Source organism: Asanoa ferruginea (genome assembly GCF_003387075.1).
Lineage (GTDB): Bacteria > Actinomycetota > Actinomycetes > Mycobacteriales > Micromonosporaceae > Asanoa > Asanoa ferruginea.
In genome coordinates, this window is record NZ_QUMQ01000001.1 from 5,645,241 (window position 1) to 5,660,202 (window position 14,962).

General features: G+C 72.4%; 15 protein-coding genes and 1 pseudogene. 10 read left to right on the top strand and 6 right to left on the bottom strand.

The genetic code is table 11. The features are described from left to right. The first annotated feature begins 1 nt into the window (after nt 1). From DFJ67_RS26420 to DFJ67_RS26435, 4 genes are read left to right on the top strand one after another with little or no spacing between them, the layout of a single operon-like run. Nucleotides 2-970 carry an AAA family ATPase gene (locus DFJ67_RS26420; protein WP_116070490.1) on the top strand — a complete coding sequence of 323 codons (969 nt, stop codon included), beginning with the start codon at nt 2-4 and terminating at the stop codon, nt 968-970. Beyond that, on the top strand, nt 967-1,851 hold the full coding sequence (locus tag DFJ67_RS26425) for a DUF58 domain-containing protein (protein WP_116070491.1): 885 nt from the start codon (nt 967-969) through the stop codon (nt 1,849-1,851). The genes DFJ67_RS26420 and DFJ67_RS26425 overlap by 4 nt, the downstream gene beginning before the upstream one ends. Next, nucleotides 1,848-2,801: a VWA domain-containing protein gene (locus DFJ67_RS26430; protein ID WP_116070492.1), complete on the top strand. Its 954-nt coding sequence runs from the start codon at nt 1,848-1,850 to the stop codon at nt 2,799-2,801. The genes DFJ67_RS26425 and DFJ67_RS26430 overlap by 4 nt, the downstream gene beginning before the upstream one ends. Beyond that, nucleotides 2,801-3,868, top strand: coding sequence for a VWA domain-containing protein (locus DFJ67_RS26435; RefSeq protein WP_116070493.1), 1,068 nt, complete (start codon nt 2,801-2,803; stop codon nt 3,866-3,868). Before DFJ67_RS26430 ends, DFJ67_RS26435 begins: the two co-directional genes overlap by 1 nt. Here DFJ67_RS26435 and fmdA read toward each other — a convergent pair. The 6 genes and pseudogenes from fmdA to DFJ67_RS26460 form a co-directional block, all read right to left on the bottom strand. Then, the gene (fmdA, locus tag DFJ67_RS26440; protein WP_116076670.1) at nt 3,852-5,108 is read right to left on the bottom strand and encodes a formamidase; all 1,257 of its coding nucleotides are present in this window, start codon (nt 5,106-5,108) and stop codon (nt 3,852-3,854) included. The genes DFJ67_RS26435 and fmdA overlap by 17 nt on opposite strands. An 86-nt stretch (nt 5,109-5,194) precedes the next feature. Beyond that, on the bottom strand, nt 5,195-5,464 hold the full coding sequence (locus tag DFJ67_RS26445) for a zinc ribbon domain-containing protein (protein ID WP_116070494.1): 270 nt from the start codon (nt 5,462-5,464) through the stop codon (nt 5,195-5,197). Nucleotides 5,465-5,537: 73 nt separating this feature from the next. Then, a complete protein-coding gene (locus DFJ67_RS26450) occupies nt 5,538-6,302 on the bottom strand; it encodes an SDR family NAD(P)-dependent oxidoreductase (RefSeq protein ID WP_116070495.1) in 765 nt (254 codons plus the stop codon). A 42-nt stretch (nt 6,303-6,344) separates the two neighbouring features. Beyond that, entirely contained in the window at nt 6,345-6,887 is a 543-nt protein-coding gene (locus DFJ67_RS43365; RefSeq protein ID WP_211333966.1) for an FAD-dependent monooxygenase, read from the bottom strand. A 187-nt stretch (nt 6,888-7,074) separates the two neighbouring features. Beyond that, nucleotides 7,075-7,521 (bottom strand): annotated as a pseudogene (locus DFJ67_RS44755) (NAD(P)-binding protein); the annotation flags it as partial. Between the two features lie 44 nt (nt 7,522-7,565). Beyond that, a complete protein-coding gene (locus DFJ67_RS26460; RefSeq protein ID WP_116070496.1) occupies nt 7,566-8,369 on the bottom strand; it encodes a methyltransferase domain-containing protein in 804 nt (267 codons plus the stop codon). An 84-nt stretch (nt 8,370-8,453) separates the two neighbouring features. Here DFJ67_RS26460 and DFJ67_RS26465 point away from each other — a divergent pair, with 84 nt between their 5' ends. From DFJ67_RS26465 to DFJ67_RS43960, 6 genes are all read left to right on the top strand, one after another. Continuing rightward, complete coding sequence (locus tag DFJ67_RS26465) at nt 8,454-10,172, top strand: hypothetical protein (RefSeq protein WP_116070497.1); 1,719 nt, start codon at nt 8,454-8,456, stop codon at nt 10,170-10,172. Nucleotides 10,173-10,268: 96 nt separating this feature from the next. After that, the gene (locus DFJ67_RS26470; protein WP_116070498.1) at nt 10,269-10,958 is read left to right on the top strand and encodes a sigma-70 family RNA polymerase sigma factor; all 690 of its coding nucleotides are present in this window, start codon (nt 10,269-10,271) and stop codon (nt 10,956-10,958) included. Continuing rightward, the gene (locus DFJ67_RS26475) at nt 10,955-11,701 is read left to right on the top strand and encodes an anti-sigma factor (protein WP_116070499.1); all 747 of its coding nucleotides are present in this window, start codon (nt 10,955-10,957) and stop codon (nt 11,699-11,701) included. The genes DFJ67_RS26470 and DFJ67_RS26475 overlap by 4 nt, the downstream gene beginning before the upstream one ends. A 121-nt stretch (nt 11,702-11,822) precedes the next feature. Continuing rightward, the gene (locus DFJ67_RS26480) at nt 11,823-13,574 is read left to right on the top strand and encodes an AbeC-like domain-containing protein (protein ID WP_116070500.1); all 1,752 of its coding nucleotides are present in this window, start codon (nt 11,823-11,825) and stop codon (nt 13,572-13,574) included. Then, nucleotides 13,571-13,939, top strand: a complete 369-nt coding sequence (locus DFJ67_RS26485) for a DUF5955 family protein (protein WP_116070501.1) — start codon at nt 13,571-13,573, stop codon at nt 13,937-13,939. The genes DFJ67_RS26480 and DFJ67_RS26485 overlap by 4 nt, the downstream gene beginning before the upstream one ends. A 10-nt stretch (nt 13,940-13,949) precedes the next feature. Continuing rightward, on the top strand, nt 13,950-14,603 hold the full coding sequence (locus tag DFJ67_RS43960) for a tetratricopeptide repeat protein (protein ID WP_116070502.1): 654 nt from the start codon (nt 13,950-13,952) through the stop codon (nt 14,601-14,603). The last annotated feature ends 359 nt before the right edge of the window (nt 14,604-14,962 follow it).

Here is a 14,962-nt window from a genome sequence, read left to right on the forward strand (position 1 = left end):
CATGGACACCGAGCCCATCCTGTACGAGGTCAAGAAGACCATCGTCGGCCAGGACGTGCTGCTCGAGCGGCTGCTGGTGGCCCTGCTGTCCCGCGGGCACATCCTCGTCGAGGGCGTGCCGGGCCTCGCGAAAACCCTCGCCGTCAAGGCGCTCGCCGGCGCGATCGGCGGCAAGTTCCACCGGGTGCAGTTCACCCCCGACCTGGTGCCCGCCGACATCGTCGGCACCCGGGTCTACCACCAGCACAGCGGCGAGTTCCAGGTGTCCCTCGGCCCGGTGTTCACCAACCTGCTGCTCGCCGACGAGATCAACCGGGCGCCCGCCAAGGTGCAGAGCGCGCTGCTCGAGGTGATGCAGGAGCAGCAGGTCACCATCGGCCGGGAGACCCACCAGGTGCCGCGGCCGTTCCTGGTGATGGCCACCCAGAACCCGATCGAGTCGGAGGGCACCTATCCACTGCCCGAGGCGCAGGTCGACCGGTTCATGATGAAGGTCCTGGTCGGCTACCCGAGCCCGACCGAGGAGTTCGTGATCGTCGAGCGGGCGATCGCCGCCACCGCGGCCGGGCAGGCGGTCAGCGACCCGGAGCGGCTCGTCGAGATGCAGACCCAGGTCGATCGGGTGTACGTGGACCCCGCGCTGATCGAATACGCGGTGCGGCTGGCCAACACCACCCGCGAGCCCGCCGCAGCCGGGCTGGGTGACCTGGCCCGCTACGTCAGCTTCGGGGCCAGCCCGCGCGCCTCGATCAACCTGATCCTGGCCGGCCGCGCGCTGGCGTTCATCCGCGGCCGCGACTACGTGGTGCCGGCCGACGTCACCGAACTCGTGCTCGACGTGTTCCGGCACCGGCTGGTGCTCTCCTACGAGGCGCTCTCCGACGACGTGACCGCCGACCACATCCTGACCAAGGTGATGGCCGCCGTCCCCGTTCCCGACGCACCGCTGCAACGGGCCGCCCGCCCATGACCGCCCCTCCGGACCGCCTCCTGCGCCGCCTCGAGTGGCGGGTCCTGCGCCGCCTCGACGGCCGGCTACAGGGCGCCTACCGCACGGCGTTCCGCGGCACCGGGATCGACTTCGACAGCCTCCGCGAATACGCACCCGACGAAGACGTGCGGCACATCGACTGGAACGTGACCGCCCGGCTCGACCAGCCGCACGTCCGGCAATACACCGAAGACCGCGAGCTGACCGCCTGGCTGGTGCTCGACCAGTCGGCGTCCATGCGGTTCGGGGAAACGCCGCAGGGCAAAGATTCCATGCTCACCGACCTCGCCGTCTGCCTGGCCCGGCTGTTCACCCGGGGCGGCAACCGGGTCGGCGCGGTTCTCTACGACAACCGCCGCCACCGGGTGGTGCCGCCGCGCACCGGGCGCGACCACGTGCTGCGGCTGACCGACCTGGTCACCGCGCCGACGCCGGACCGCGGCGGCGGCAGCACCGACCTCGCGGCGATGATCCGGCTGGCCGCCCGCAGCGCGCCCCGCCGCGGCCTGGTGTTCGTCATCTCCGACTTCATCGGCGAGGGCGACTGGGCCGGGGAGCTGACCCGGCTGGCGCTGCGCCACGAGGTGGTCGCGATCCGGGTCGTCCACCCGATCGAGCTCGAACTGCCCGACCTGGGCCTGGTGCTGGTCGAAGACGCCGAGACCGGCGAGCAGGTGCTGGCCGACACCGGCGACCCGCTGTTTCGCGAGCGGCTACGCGAAGAGGTGGCCGCCCGTGAGTCCAGTGTGGACGAGGCAATGACCCGGGCGGGCGTGGCCGCCCACCGGGTGCGCAGCGACGAGGACCTGGTCGAGGCGCTGGTCGAGATGGTCCGCCGGGCGAAACGGGGCCGCCGATGAGCTTCGCCCACCCCCTGATGCTCGCGGTCGCCGTCGTGGTCGGCCTGGCCTGTGCCGCCGGGCTGCGCTGGCTGCACCGCGAGCGCGCGCGGGCCTATGCGGCCGTCGGCGTCAAGGCCACCGGCGCACGACGCTACCTGCCCACCGTGCTGTTCCTCGCCGCTATCGTGTTCCTGCTGCTCGCCGTCGCCCGTCCACAAGCGACGCTCGGCGTCCCGCGTACCTCCGGCACCGTGATCCTGGCTTTCGACGTGTCCAACAGCATGGCCGCCGACGACATCGCGCCCAACCGGCTCGCCGCCGCGCAGGCCGCCGCGATCTCGTTCGTCCAGGCCCAGCCCGACAGCGTCGACGTCGGCGTGGTCGCGTTCAGCCAGGGCGCGCTCAACACCCATACGCCCGGCAACGAGCACACCGAGACCGTCGACGCGATCAAGCGGCTGCGGGTGACCGGCGGCACCTCGCTCGGCCAGGCGATCCTGGCCTCGCTGACGGCGATCGTCGGCCAGCCGGTCAGCCTGCCCGAGCCGTCGGCACCCCCGCCCGACCTGCCCTACCGCGGCGACGCGACGATCGTGCTGCTCACCGACGGCGAGGACACCGGCGGGCCCGACGCGCTGCTCGCCGCCGACCTCGCGGCCAACGCGGGCGTGCACATCCAGACCGTCGGCGTCGGCACCGTCGAGGGCAAGACCGTCGACATCGACGGCTACCAGGTGTCGACGGCGCTCAACGAAGACCTGCTGACGCAGATCGCCGCGGCGACCGGTGGCGCCTACCACCGGGCCCAGGACGAGGGCGCGCTCGACGCCGCCTACCGCGATCTCGACCTGCGCACCACGATCGACGACCAACCGGTCGAGCTGACCGGCCCGGTCGTCGCCTTCGCGCTGCTGCTCCTGGTGGCCGGCGCGCTGCTGACGATCCACTGGTTCGGACGGATCATCTGATGTCGTTCACCTGGCCCTGGGCCCTCGCCGCGTTGCTCGCCTTCCCCGCCCTGCTCGGCTACCGCTGGTGGAGCCGCCGCCGGCGGCGCCGCGAGACCGTGCGGCTGCCGAGCATCGCGCTGGTCCGCGCCGCCGTGCCGGCCGGTTCCCGCTGGCGGCGCCGCATCCCGATCTGGCTCTTCGCGACCGGCCTGGTCGTGCTCGCGACCGGTGCCGCCCGGCCGCAGGCGTCGGTGCCGGTGCCGGCCAACTCGACGACCATCATGCTGGCGATCGACTCGTCGGGCTCGATGTGCTCCACCGACGTGCCGCCCAACCGGCTCACCGCCGCACAGCAGTCGGCCCGCGAGTTCGTCAACGACCAGCCCGACGGCGCCCGCATCGGCCTGGTCACGTTCTCCTCGACGGCCGGGCTGCTGGTCGAGCCGACCACCGACAAGAAGGCGCTGATCGCGGCCATCGACACGCTGCGCACCGCCCGCGGCACCGCGATCGGCCTGGCCATCCTCACCTCGGTCGACGCGATCGCCGAGGTCAACCCCGACGTGCCGCCGACCGGGGTGGACCTCCCGGCCGGCGGCGGCACCGGCGACTACGAGCCCGACACCATCGTCGTGCTCACCGACGGGCGCAACACCCAGGGCGTCGACCCGACCACCGCGGCCGGCGAGGCGGCGGCCCGCCGGCTGCGGGTCTACACGATCGGTTTCGGCACCACCCAACCGTCGGCGATGGTCTGCAACCGCGACCAGGTCAGCGGCGACGCCGCGATCTTCGGCGACGGGTCGCGCTTCGGCGGCGGCGGGTTCGGCGGCGGGCGCCGCTACCAGAACATCGACGAGCCGACCCTGCGCGAGGTCGCCGACCTGACCGGCGGCGAGTATTACCAGGCCGGCGACGCCGCCGAGCTCACCCGGGTGCTCCGCGACCTGCCCAGCAACATCGTGTTGCAGAAGCAGGACATGGAGATCACCGTCTGGTTCGCCCTGGCCGGCGCGCTGCTCGTCCTCGCCGCCGTCTTCCTCGCGCAGTGGTGGAACCGCACGAGACCTAGAACGACGACTTAGGCACGCCCTTCCCGGTGGCCTTCACCTTCGTCGGGCCCGACGCCGACGGGCGTACGTCGATGTCGAAGATCTCGGTCGGGATGTAGACCGTGGCGCACGAGTTCGGGATGTCGACCACGCCGGAGAAGCGGCCCTCGATCGGCGCCGCGCCGAGGATGAGGTAGGCCTGCTCCGGGGTGTAGCCGAACGTGGTCAGATAGTCGATCGCGTGCAGGCAGGCCCGTTGGAACGACAGTTGCGCGTCGAGATAGTGCTGCTCGCCGTCGAGCGTCACGGAGATCCCGGAGAACGCCAGCCACTGGCTGTATTGCGGATTGTTGTTGCCGGGCAGGAAGATCGCGTTCTCCCCGACGCCGTAGGTCTGCATGCCACCCTTGATCACGTCGACGTGCAGGTCGATGAACCCGCCCATCTCGATCGCGCCGCAGAAGGTGATCTCACCGTCGCCCTGCGAGAAGTGCAGATCACCGACGGACAGATTGGCACCGGGTACGTACACCGGATAGAAGATCCTGGAGCCCTTGGTCAGGTTCTTGATGTCCTGGTTCCCGCCGTTCTCCCGGGGCGGCGCGGTGCGGGCGGCCTCGGCCGCGGCGTCGTCGAACGCCGAACCGGAGAGCGTGCCGAGCACCGCGTCCTGCGGCAGCGGCGGCAGCGAGAGCGGCGGCACCCGGTTGGGGTCGGTGTCGCGCAGCTTGGTCTCCCGCGCGTTCCACTTGCGCAGCAGGTCCGCCGACGGCGCGGTGCCCATCAGGCCCGGGTGCACCAGGCCGGTGAACGAGACCCCGGGGAGGTGCCGCGACGTCGCGACCTGACCCTGGAAGTCCCAGATCGCCTTGTAGGCGTCGGGGAACTGGTCGGTGAGGAAGCCGCCGCCGTTCTGCTTGGCGAAGATGCCGGTGTAGCCCCAGCCCTGCCCGGCCAGCGGCCCGCTGTCTTCCTGCGGGATCGGCCCGACGTCGAGGATGTCGACCAGCAGCAGGTCGCCGGGTTCCGCGCCCTGCACCGCGAACGGCCCGCTGAGCGCGTGCACAATGGACAATGGCGCATCGCGTACGTCGTCGGCCGAGTCGTTGTTGTGGATCTCGCCGTCGAACCACTCGCGGCAGTGCACCCGGAACGTCGCACCGGGCTTGACGGTCGCGACCGGCGGGACGGCCGGGTGCCACCGGTTGTGCCCGATCTTCTCCTGCTCCCGGAACCGCTTGGTCGAGTCCAACCCAAAGATGACCTCGGGCATGCCCACTCCCTTTCGCCGCACCGCGCCCCCGTGGCGCGCGCCGTCGTGAGTCCCGGCCGGCGGGCCGAGGTGTCACCGCCCGCGGGTCACAGCCGGGGCAGTCCGCGCGGCACCCGCGCCGGGGCGGGCCGCGTGCCGGGCGGCCGCGAGACCACCTGGGGCGTCTCGGCGCTGCGGCCGGCATGCTCGATCGCGGTGGACACCCGGCGGGGCGTGCGACCCAGGTGCGGCGCCGACCAGACCCGGCGCGCGTCGTCGCCGCACTGAGCACAAGGGACGGTGAGGGCGGCCGCGCCGAGCGCGACGAGCACCTCGAAGTCGCCGTCACTCGGGCAGCGGTAGACGTACGTCGCCATGCGTCTCAGCATTGGCTGCGACGGTCACCGGCCGGGTAAGGCGCGCGGCCGGTGCACCCGAACGGGTGACGGCTCACCAGGCGGTGGCGCCGCCCTCGACCGGGAAGTTGGCGCCGGTGATGTAGGCAGCGCGGTCGGAGGCGAGGAAGGCCACGAGCTCGACCACCTCCTCCGGCTGGGCGAACCGCTTCACGAGCGTCTTGGCGGTGATCGCGTCGCGCACCGGCTGGTTGTCGCCGAGGTCGCGGTCGCTCGCCGGGGTCAGCGTCGGCCCCGGGCTGATCGTCACCGCCCGGATACCGACCTTCGCGCCCTCCAGGGCGAGCTGCCGGGTCATCCCGATGATCCCGGCGTTGGCCGCGCAGTGCCCGACCATCGGCGGGAACTCGCCGGCGATCATGCCGGCCATCGAGGCGGCGTTGATGATCACGCCGCCGCCCCGCCGGACGAGGTGCGACCAGGCGAACTTCGAGACGAAGAACGGGATGTCCAGCTCGCCGGCGATGGTCGCCCGCCAGTCGTCGACCGAGTAATCGGGCATCGGGCCGAACCGCAGCGAGGCCGCGTTGTTGTAGACGATGTCGAGCCCACCGAACGCCGCGGCGGCCGCGTCGACGACCTGGCGGGCCTGCTCCGGGTCGGTCAGGTCGGCGGGTGCCAGGCCGGCCATCTCACCGCCCGAGGTGCGGACCAGCTCGATCGTCTCGTCGTTGCCGGCGACCTGGATGTCGCAGCCGAACACCTTGGCGCCCTCGCGGGCGAAGGTCAGCGCGGCGACCCGGCCGATGCCGCCGCCGGTGCCGGTGATCAGCGCTATCTTGCCGTCGAGCGTGCCCATCGAATGATCGTCGGCCGCCGCGACCGGGTGGCGCAGCTAGATTCAGCTATCTGGATCGAGGACGTCGAAGCCGTAGAGCCAGGCCAGGTCGGGGGACAGGCCGTTGCTGACCGCGATGGCCGCGTCGCGGGCCTGCTGCTCCGTCCCGTCGGGCAGGTGGAACCGGGTCGCGTTGCCGCGGGAGATCGCCTGCACCCGCGCGGTGCGCTCGTGCCGCAGCGCCTCGTAGCGGGCCAGCGCCGCCGGCACGTCGTCGTCGCGCACGCAGGCGGCCAGCGCGAACGCGTCTTCGATCGCCTGCGCCGCACCCTGCGCGCCGTAGGGCAGCATCGGGTGGCAGGCGTCGCCGAGCAGGGTCACCGAGCCCTTGCTCCACCGCTCGAACGGCAGCCGGTCGAACAGCGCCCACTTGAGCGGCGCGGCCAACTCGTCGATCACCGCCCGGACCACCGGATCCCAGCCGGCGAACGCGGCCCGCAACTCGGCGGGGTCGCCGTGGTCGGTCCACGACTCCCGGGTCCAGGCGTCTTCCTCGATCACGCAGACCACGTTGAGCAGCCGACCGGCCGAGACGAAGTAGTGCACGCAGTGCCGGCCCCGGCCCCATCCGCACGGTCGCGGTGCGCCCGACCGGCAGCCCGGCCACCCGCTCCGCCGGGATCAGGCCGCGGAACGCCACGTGCCCGGTGAACCGCGCGTCTTCGGCGCCGAGGATGGCGTGCCGGACCACCGAGTGGATGCCGTCGGCGCCGACCACCAGGTCGGCCGTCTCGCGCCGGCCGCCGGCGAACCGCACCTCGGCGCCACGCTCGCCCGGCACCACGTCGACGCAGCGGGCGCCGACCTCGACCGGCACCCCGGCGGCCAGCACCGCAGCGCTCAACACCCCGACCAGGTCGCCCCGGTGCGCGTGCAGGTAGGGCGCGCCGTAGTCGGCAACCATCGCCGCGCCCAGCGGCGTCGACGAGAGCAGCCGCCCGTCGTCCCAGCGCCGGAACTCGAACGCGGTCGGCTCGACGGCGATCGGCCGGACGGCCGCCAGCACGCCGAGCGCGTCGAGCACCCGGGTGGCGTTGGGCGCCAACTGGATGCCGGCACCGACCGCGCCGACCGCCGGCGCCTGCTCGAAGACCCGCACGTCGACCCCGGCCCGCCGCAACGCCAACGCCGCGACCAACCCGCCGATCCCGCCACCCACGACCGCCGCCCGTACAGTCATGAATCACATCATCCCCGGTCGATGCGGTCGGCCGCAGTCCGGTTTCAGCGCCGCCGGTGTGCGCCGACCAGCAGCGGCCACAGCGCCTGGTGGTCGGGATGGGTGGTCATCGCCTCGGCGATCCCGGCCTGGAACGTCTCCGCCTCGGCCTCGGTGACCGTGCCGAGCTTGATCCCCACCGGGGTGATGCTCCGGTAGGTCGCTGCCAGCATCCCGCCCGTGCTCGCCAGCCGGTCGATCCGGCCGTTGACGACCGTGCCGTCCGGGAACGCGCCGGTCGCCTCCGCGAACAGCCGTGGCAGCCGGTGGCCGAGCCCGACATCGCGCCCCGCCGCCGTGTAGGTTCCCAGGAAGACCCGGCGCCAGTCGTCGACCACCGGCAGCGGCGGGTCGCAGTCGACGCCGCGCATGTCGTAGTCCTGCACCACCAGGGCGCCGCCGGGCGCGGTCCAGCCCCACATCCTGCGCAGCACCGCGACCGGGTCCGCGACGTGCAGCAGGATCAACCGCCCGAAGACCAGGTCGAAACCGCCATCGGGTACGGGGTCCGCCCGCTCGATGTCGCCCTCGACGAACTCGCACTGCCGGTGGCCGGCCGCGGTGAGCTGGTCGACCGCGGCCCGGCCGAGGTCGGCGTCGACGTCGACGCCCACCACCCGGCCGGTCGGCCCGACCCGCTGTGCCATCAGCCGCATCGTCTCGCCCGGGCCACAGCCGACGTCGAGGCAGCGCGCGCCGGGCGCCAGCCCCACCGTGTCGAGCAGCGTCCCGGTGGCATCGGCCCACGTTCGGGCCTGTTCACGCAGCCGCGCGTACTCCGCCGCGGTCCGTCCCATCACGTACGTCATGGTCCAAGGCTGGTCCGGGCGCACCGGGCGCACATCGTGGAGCGCACACTGAGAATTGCGGGCCAGGTATTAGCCTCTGTGGCGATGTCACACGCAACAGCCACTGCCGTCGCGCCAGCCGACGACAACGCCAGCGCCGCGCCGGCCCGCCGGCCGTGGTGGCGCTGGTTCACGTGGGCCGACCTGGCCCTGGTGCCGTTCGCCCTCGAGGTGGTGCTGCTGGTCCGGCGGGCCGCCTACCACCACCCGCTCTGGCTCGACGAGCAGATGATCGCGCGCAACATCCGCGACCGGGGCTTCCTCGACCTCGCCGGCGCGCTCGACTACAACCAGAGCGCGCCCCTGGGCTGGCTCTGGGTGCAACACGCGCTGGTCCTGGTGTTCGGCACCGACGAATACGTGCTGCGGGTGCTGCCGCTGCTGGCCGCCGTCGGCACCCTGGTGCTGGCCTGGCTGGCCGGTCGCCGCTGGCTCGGGCCGGTCGGGTCGGTGACCTTGATGTCACTGTTCGTGGCCAACGCGTCGCTGCTGCGCTATTCGGCCGAGGTCAAGCAATACACGGGTGACCTCTTCTGGACCATGCTGCTGCTGTTCCTGACCATGGTGCTGCTGGAGAAGGCCCGCCCGACCACCCGCCAATACGTGATCTGGTGGTCGGTCGCGGCGCTGGCCTGCCTGTTCAGCATGGGCGCCATGCTCGCCACACCGGTTTTCGCGGTCGTGGTGGTGGCGACGGCGTGGCTGCGCGCCGGCTGGCGCACCGGATGGAAAGAGGCCTTCCGGTCGGCTTGGCCGTTCCTGATCTGGTTCGCGGTGTTCGCGGTGCACTACCTGGCCTCGCTGCGCTACGTGGTGGGCAGCGACTTCATGGCCATCTTCTGGGGCCGCCGCGGCTACCCGCCGGCCCACGCGACCAAGCGGGAGACGCTCGACTGGGCCTGGGACCGGCTCACCGTCCTCGGCACCGATCCGCTGCACCTGTCGCCGCCCGGCACCGGCCCCGGCTACCTGTCGGTCGTCGCGCCGATCTTCTGGCTGCTGTTCGCGCTCGGCTGCCTGGCCGCCGTCTACTACCGGCGACCGTGGGGTGCCCTGCTGGCCGGCGTACCCCTGCTTGCCTTCCTGCTCGCGTTCGCCGAGGTGGTCCCGCTCTACATGCGGATGGCGATCTGGATCCTGCCCTGCGTGTACGTTGCGGTCGCGTTCGCCACGACCGCCGCCGCCAAGCTGGTCGTGGTCGCGTTCCGCGCGCTGCGTGGCCCGGCGCGCACCTCCTGGCGCGGTGGCGCGGCCCTGGTCGGCGGCCTCGCCGGGGTGGTCGCCGTGTTGACGCTGGCCGTCATGATCACCCCCTTGATCAAGGCCCGCACCACGCCGGAGCCCCCGGGCACCGTCGACGAGCGGGCCGCCCTGGCCTGGCTGTCGACCCAGCACCGGCCCGGCGACATGACGATCGTGCTGACGGCCAGCGCCCACGCGGTCGGCTGGTATGCCGACGACGTGCTCCGGCCCCGCGCCGAGCCCGCCCACGTGCCGCCGAAGGCCGGCCAGCCCTGCACGGGCCAGAGCCTCAACCAGCTCACCGACGGTTTCCAGCGGGTCATCCTGTTCGGCTACACGAAAAAGGGCGAAGCCGCCGAAACCGCCGCACAACTCCGCACCGACTTCGCGGCGCTGGGCACGGTCGCCACCCAACGCGACTTCGGGCCGGCCGCGCTCACCGAGATCATCAACCTCTATCCGCCGGCCCAGCGCGGCCCGACCACCGGCTGCTACGTGGCGATCCTGGGTGACGTCGACTGACGATCCGCATCCTCGTTGATCCGATGGGCGTCGGCGTCCGTACCGACAGATGGCCCTGGTGGAGTCTGCCGCCGGTCGGGGACGAGGAGGTCTGGCATGCACGCGGTCGCCGCCGCGACGCCCGGTATCGCCCCGCTGGCGAAATGGGCGTTCCCGCCCCGGTCAGGCGGTCGCGCAGGGGCGGCTACTGACGTGCCGCGGGCCGCAGGACAGAATGACCGGGTGCTGCGACGTTCGGGTTCCGGTGAGTCCCCAGCCGGGCCTGCCACGCCCGGAGACCCCGACGAGCTGATGCGGCTCCTCTACCAGGAGCACGCCGGCCCGCTGTTGATGTTCGTCCTGCGGCTGACCGGCGGTGACCGCCAGCGGGCCGAAGACGTGGTGCAGGAGACGTTGCTGCGGGCCTGGCGCAACGCCGACCGGCTCAACACCTCCGGACACACCTCGCTGCGACCCTGGCTGGTGACGGTCGCCCGGCGGATTGTGATCGACGAGCACCGCAGTGTGCAGGCCCGGCCGCAGGAGGCCTACGACCAGGATCTGACCCGGTTCGCCGACTCCGACGAGACCGAGCACGTGCTCCGCCGGATGACCATCACCGCCGCGTTCAAGACCTTGAGCCCGGTGCACCGGGAGATTCTCCTGGCGACCTACTTCCGGGGCCGCACGGTCCCGGAGGCGGCCGAGGAACTGGGCGTGCCGTTGGGCACGGCGAAGTCCCGCGTCTACTACGCGCTGCGCGCCATGCGCGAGGCACTCGGGGAGCGCGAGGTGGCGGATTCATGAGCCGCGAGCAGCATTTCGACGTGGCGTCATACGCCCTCGGCGTCCTCGACGAGGTCGACAGCCAACGGTTCGAGGAGCATCTCGCCGACTGCTGGGTCTGCGCCGGCGAACTCGAGTCGTTCCTGCCGGTGGTCGACGCGCTTGCCGAGGTCAACGGTGCCGACCTCGCGGTGACCGAGCGGGTCGACCAGCAGGGCGTGCTGCTCGGCCGGGTGCTGACCGCGGTGAGCGACGACCGCCGCCGGGTCCGCCGCCGCCGGTTGCTCAGCCTCGCGGCCGGCGTGGTGCTGATCGCCCTGGTCGGCGGCCTCGCCCTCTTCGCGGGCGCCCGCTGGGTGGCCGACCCGCAGGTCGTGGCGGCCCCGTCGGCGGGCGCGTCGGTGCGGCCCGACGGCACACCCAACATCGGGCCCGGCGAGCCGCACAGTGCCACCGACCCGACGACCGGGGTGCACGCCGACCTCGCCGTCGACTCCCGGCCCTTCGGCACCCGGATCTCGTTCGCACTGAGCAAACTCAACGGACCGGCCACCTGCCACCTGGTGGTGCTGGGCGCCAACGGCCAGACCGAGGTGGTGTCGAGCTGGCGGGTGCCGCCCGAGGGCTACGGCACGGCGGCCCGGCCGGCACCGCTGCTGTTGCAGACCGCCACCGCCATGGCCGCCGCCGACATGAAGGCCGTGCAGGTGCAGGTCGTCCACGACAACGGCGCGACCAGCCCGCTGGTGACAGTCGAGATGTAGCCGCGCGGCGCTTTGTCCACTGTCACCCGTGCGGAGGTCGACCAGACGGGTGCTACCAGGGCGAACGTGGTTCCCCGTAGGGTCGGTCCGGTCAGAAACCGCTCAGACGGGACGCCACGCCTTGCCTACCGCCGCCGCACACCGGCTCGACGACGCGCTGTTCGACCATTCGACCCCGCACCCACCGGCGGAGCGGCTCAACGCCATCACCCGCTACCTGTGCGGAGCGTCCTATGTCGACCCCGGCTTCGGCGACAAGGTCATCCGCGAGCTGATGGAAGACGCGCACCGGGCCGTCGTACCCGCGACCGGTTATGACCTGGCGCCGGTGCTGCGGCACGCCTACCGTGCCCGCCGGCTGTGGTTGGCTCAGCACGCGCTGGTCACCGCCGTGCTGCTGGCCGGCCTGTTCATCGCACCCGAAGGCACGCTGCTGCTGGTGCTCGCCGCGCTCGCGCTCGCCCTGCCGGGCCTGTCCGGCGGGCCGCTCAGCCGATCCCGGGCCAAGCGGCTCGGCGTCATCGCCATCGTGGTGCTGCTCGCGCTCCTCCTGCTCGGCGGCTGGATCGTCGACACGATCAGTCGTCTCGGCTCCGACGGCTACTACTACGAGGACCCCGCTGAATCGTCGGGCGTCGGGCTCTGGCTGGTCGGCACCGGCCTGGTCGGCATCGCCGCGTTCTTCGTCGTGCTCGGCTGCCGCGGCCGGATGGTGCGGGTGCTGTGCACCGAGTTGGCAGCCGGGGCTCCGCCGTCGCGGGTCGATGCCGGGATCACCGGCCTCGCCGCGCACCGGCTGGAGACGGTGACCGCCGCCCAGCACGGCAACGTCGTGCTGCACTCGGGATACAACCCGTTCCTCGGCGCGGGCCGGGTCACCGACGCCTGGTCGGTCGCGGTCGAGTTGAAGCCGACCCGACCGCCGGAGACCTTCCTGCCGCCGCGCCGGCCACCCGACGAGCCGGCGCCGCCGCCGGTGCCGATCGACCCGGTCGCGCTCAACCGGCACGTCAAGGAACGGCTCGCGGCGCTCAGCTCGCCCGACCTGCCCGACGGTGCCGCGTTCACCAGCCTGCACCTGCGCGACCAGATCATCGCCGGCGGCACCAGGTGGCGCGGCTTCCCGCTGGTCGACCAGCACCTGCGGGTGCCCTACTCGGTCGCCACCCAGGACGCGATGGACGAGATCGTGCGCCATCCACAGTCGAGCGCCCGGCACTTCCTGCGGGCCAGCGTCGGCGCGGAGAGCCGAGCCATCCGGCGCCCGGACCGCACGGTCGTCATGCCGGCCGAACACCAGAGCGTCATGGTCACCACGTTCACCCACATCGCCGTCGAGGGAGGCATGCTCTACGTCGAGAACGTGGCCGCGATGCTGGGGCCGATCCACCGCAAATACCTCGACATCGACCACTTCGCGGCCGGCTCCGACCTGTGGTGGGAGACGTTCAAGGACAGCCTGCGCAGGGGCGGCGCCGACGTGTCGCTGGCGGCGCCCCGCCTGGTTACCGCGCTCGTCCGGCGGGCGCTGGCGTGGTGGCGCAGTGGCCGGGCCGACCAGTCCAGCGTCGACGACGAGGTCTACGACTTCGGTGCGCGCGACGAGATCCGCCAACTGGCGTCGTCGACCGCACCGCTGACCTACCTGCAACGGCTGGACTCCACCAAATACGCCAAGCTCGTGCAGCGCCGGATCAACGACGCGGTGGTCGACTATCTGCGCCGCAACGGCGTCGACACGTCCGAATACGAGGAGCGGGTCAGCTCCTACACCAACAACGGCGTGGTGATCGCCGGTGACAACTACGGTGCGGCGGCCGCGGGCGAACAGGCCAAGGCGACGGCCGGCGGCACGGAGGAGAAGAAGCGGTGAGCCAACCGACGTACGGCATCTCGATCGGCCGCGACAACCACGGCGCGGTAGCGGCGGGCGATCACGCCCAGGCGGTCGTCGCGGCGCCGCCGGCCCGCCAACTCGACGCGATCGTCCGGGAACTGACGAAGGTACGCGCCGCGATCGAGGGCGCCGACGAGGTGGTCGACCGGGCCAAGGCGCTGCGCGACGTCGACGCGCTCGCGGCCGAGGTGCGCCAGGGCGATCCGGACACCGACGCGCTCCGCTCGACGTTCGCCCGCCTGGTCAGCCGGGTCAAACCGGTCGCGGCCCTGGCGACCGCCGTCTACCAGGTGTGGTCGCTGGTCGAAAGCATGCTCGCCGGGACGCCGTCCACTACCTAGACTCCGTTGGATGGATGATCGACTGGCTGAAGCGCTGGAACGCTACGAGGCGGCGGTGTTCGCCGGTGCGACCGAGGGCCTCGACACCGCCGACCGGGCATTGGACGCGGTCGAGGCCGACACCGCGCTGGCCCGCGGCCGGATCCGGCACGCCCGCTTCCTGGCCGCCCGCTCGGCCGGCGCGGAGCCGGCGCCGGAAGACCCGATCGAGATCGCCCTCTTCGACCGGGCATTGGCGCTCTACCAGTCGCTCGGCGACACCCACGGCGAGGCCGAGGCGCAGTTCTGGGTGGGTTGCTACCACCAGGTGGTGCGCGGCGACATGGACACGACCGAGCCGATGTTCGCCCGAGCGGCTGAGCTGGGCGACGACCTGATCCGCTCCTACGCCCTGCGCCACCTGGCCTTCGCCGCCCAGCACGCCGGCCGCGGCGCCGAGGCCCAGGCGGCCCTGGCGGAGTCGACCCAACTCCGTCGCGACCTCGGCTTCTCCGCCGGCGTGGCGGCCAACCTGGTCGCCGCGGCCTACTTCACCGCGGAGGGCGGCCCCGGCGACGCCGCCGCGCTGCTCGACGAGGCGGACCGGCTCGCCGCCGACGCGGGCGCCGACGCCGTCAAAGAGTGGGTCGCCGAGGCGCGTGCCACGTTGACCTCGTCGACCTGACGGGCGATGGAGTGCGCACCGCTGGCCGCGGCCAGGTCACCGGCCTCGGCGACGATCGCCGCCGCCTCGTCGTGCCGGCCTTGCGCGAGCGCGATGTAGGCCAGCCCGACCAGATTGGCGGCGACGCCGGCCGGCATCCCGGCCTCGCGCCGCAGCCGCGTCGACTCCTCCAGCAAATGTCGCGCGGTGTCGAGCCGGCCGCCGGCGTGCTCGGCGATGCCGAGGTGCCGCAACACGTAGGACAACATCAGCCCGTCGCCGGTCGGCTCGACGAGTTGGCGCGACCGCTCGAGCGCCGGCACGGCGGCGGCGTTGTCGTGCCGGATGAACTGGTGGAAGATGCCGACCCAGAGCAGCGC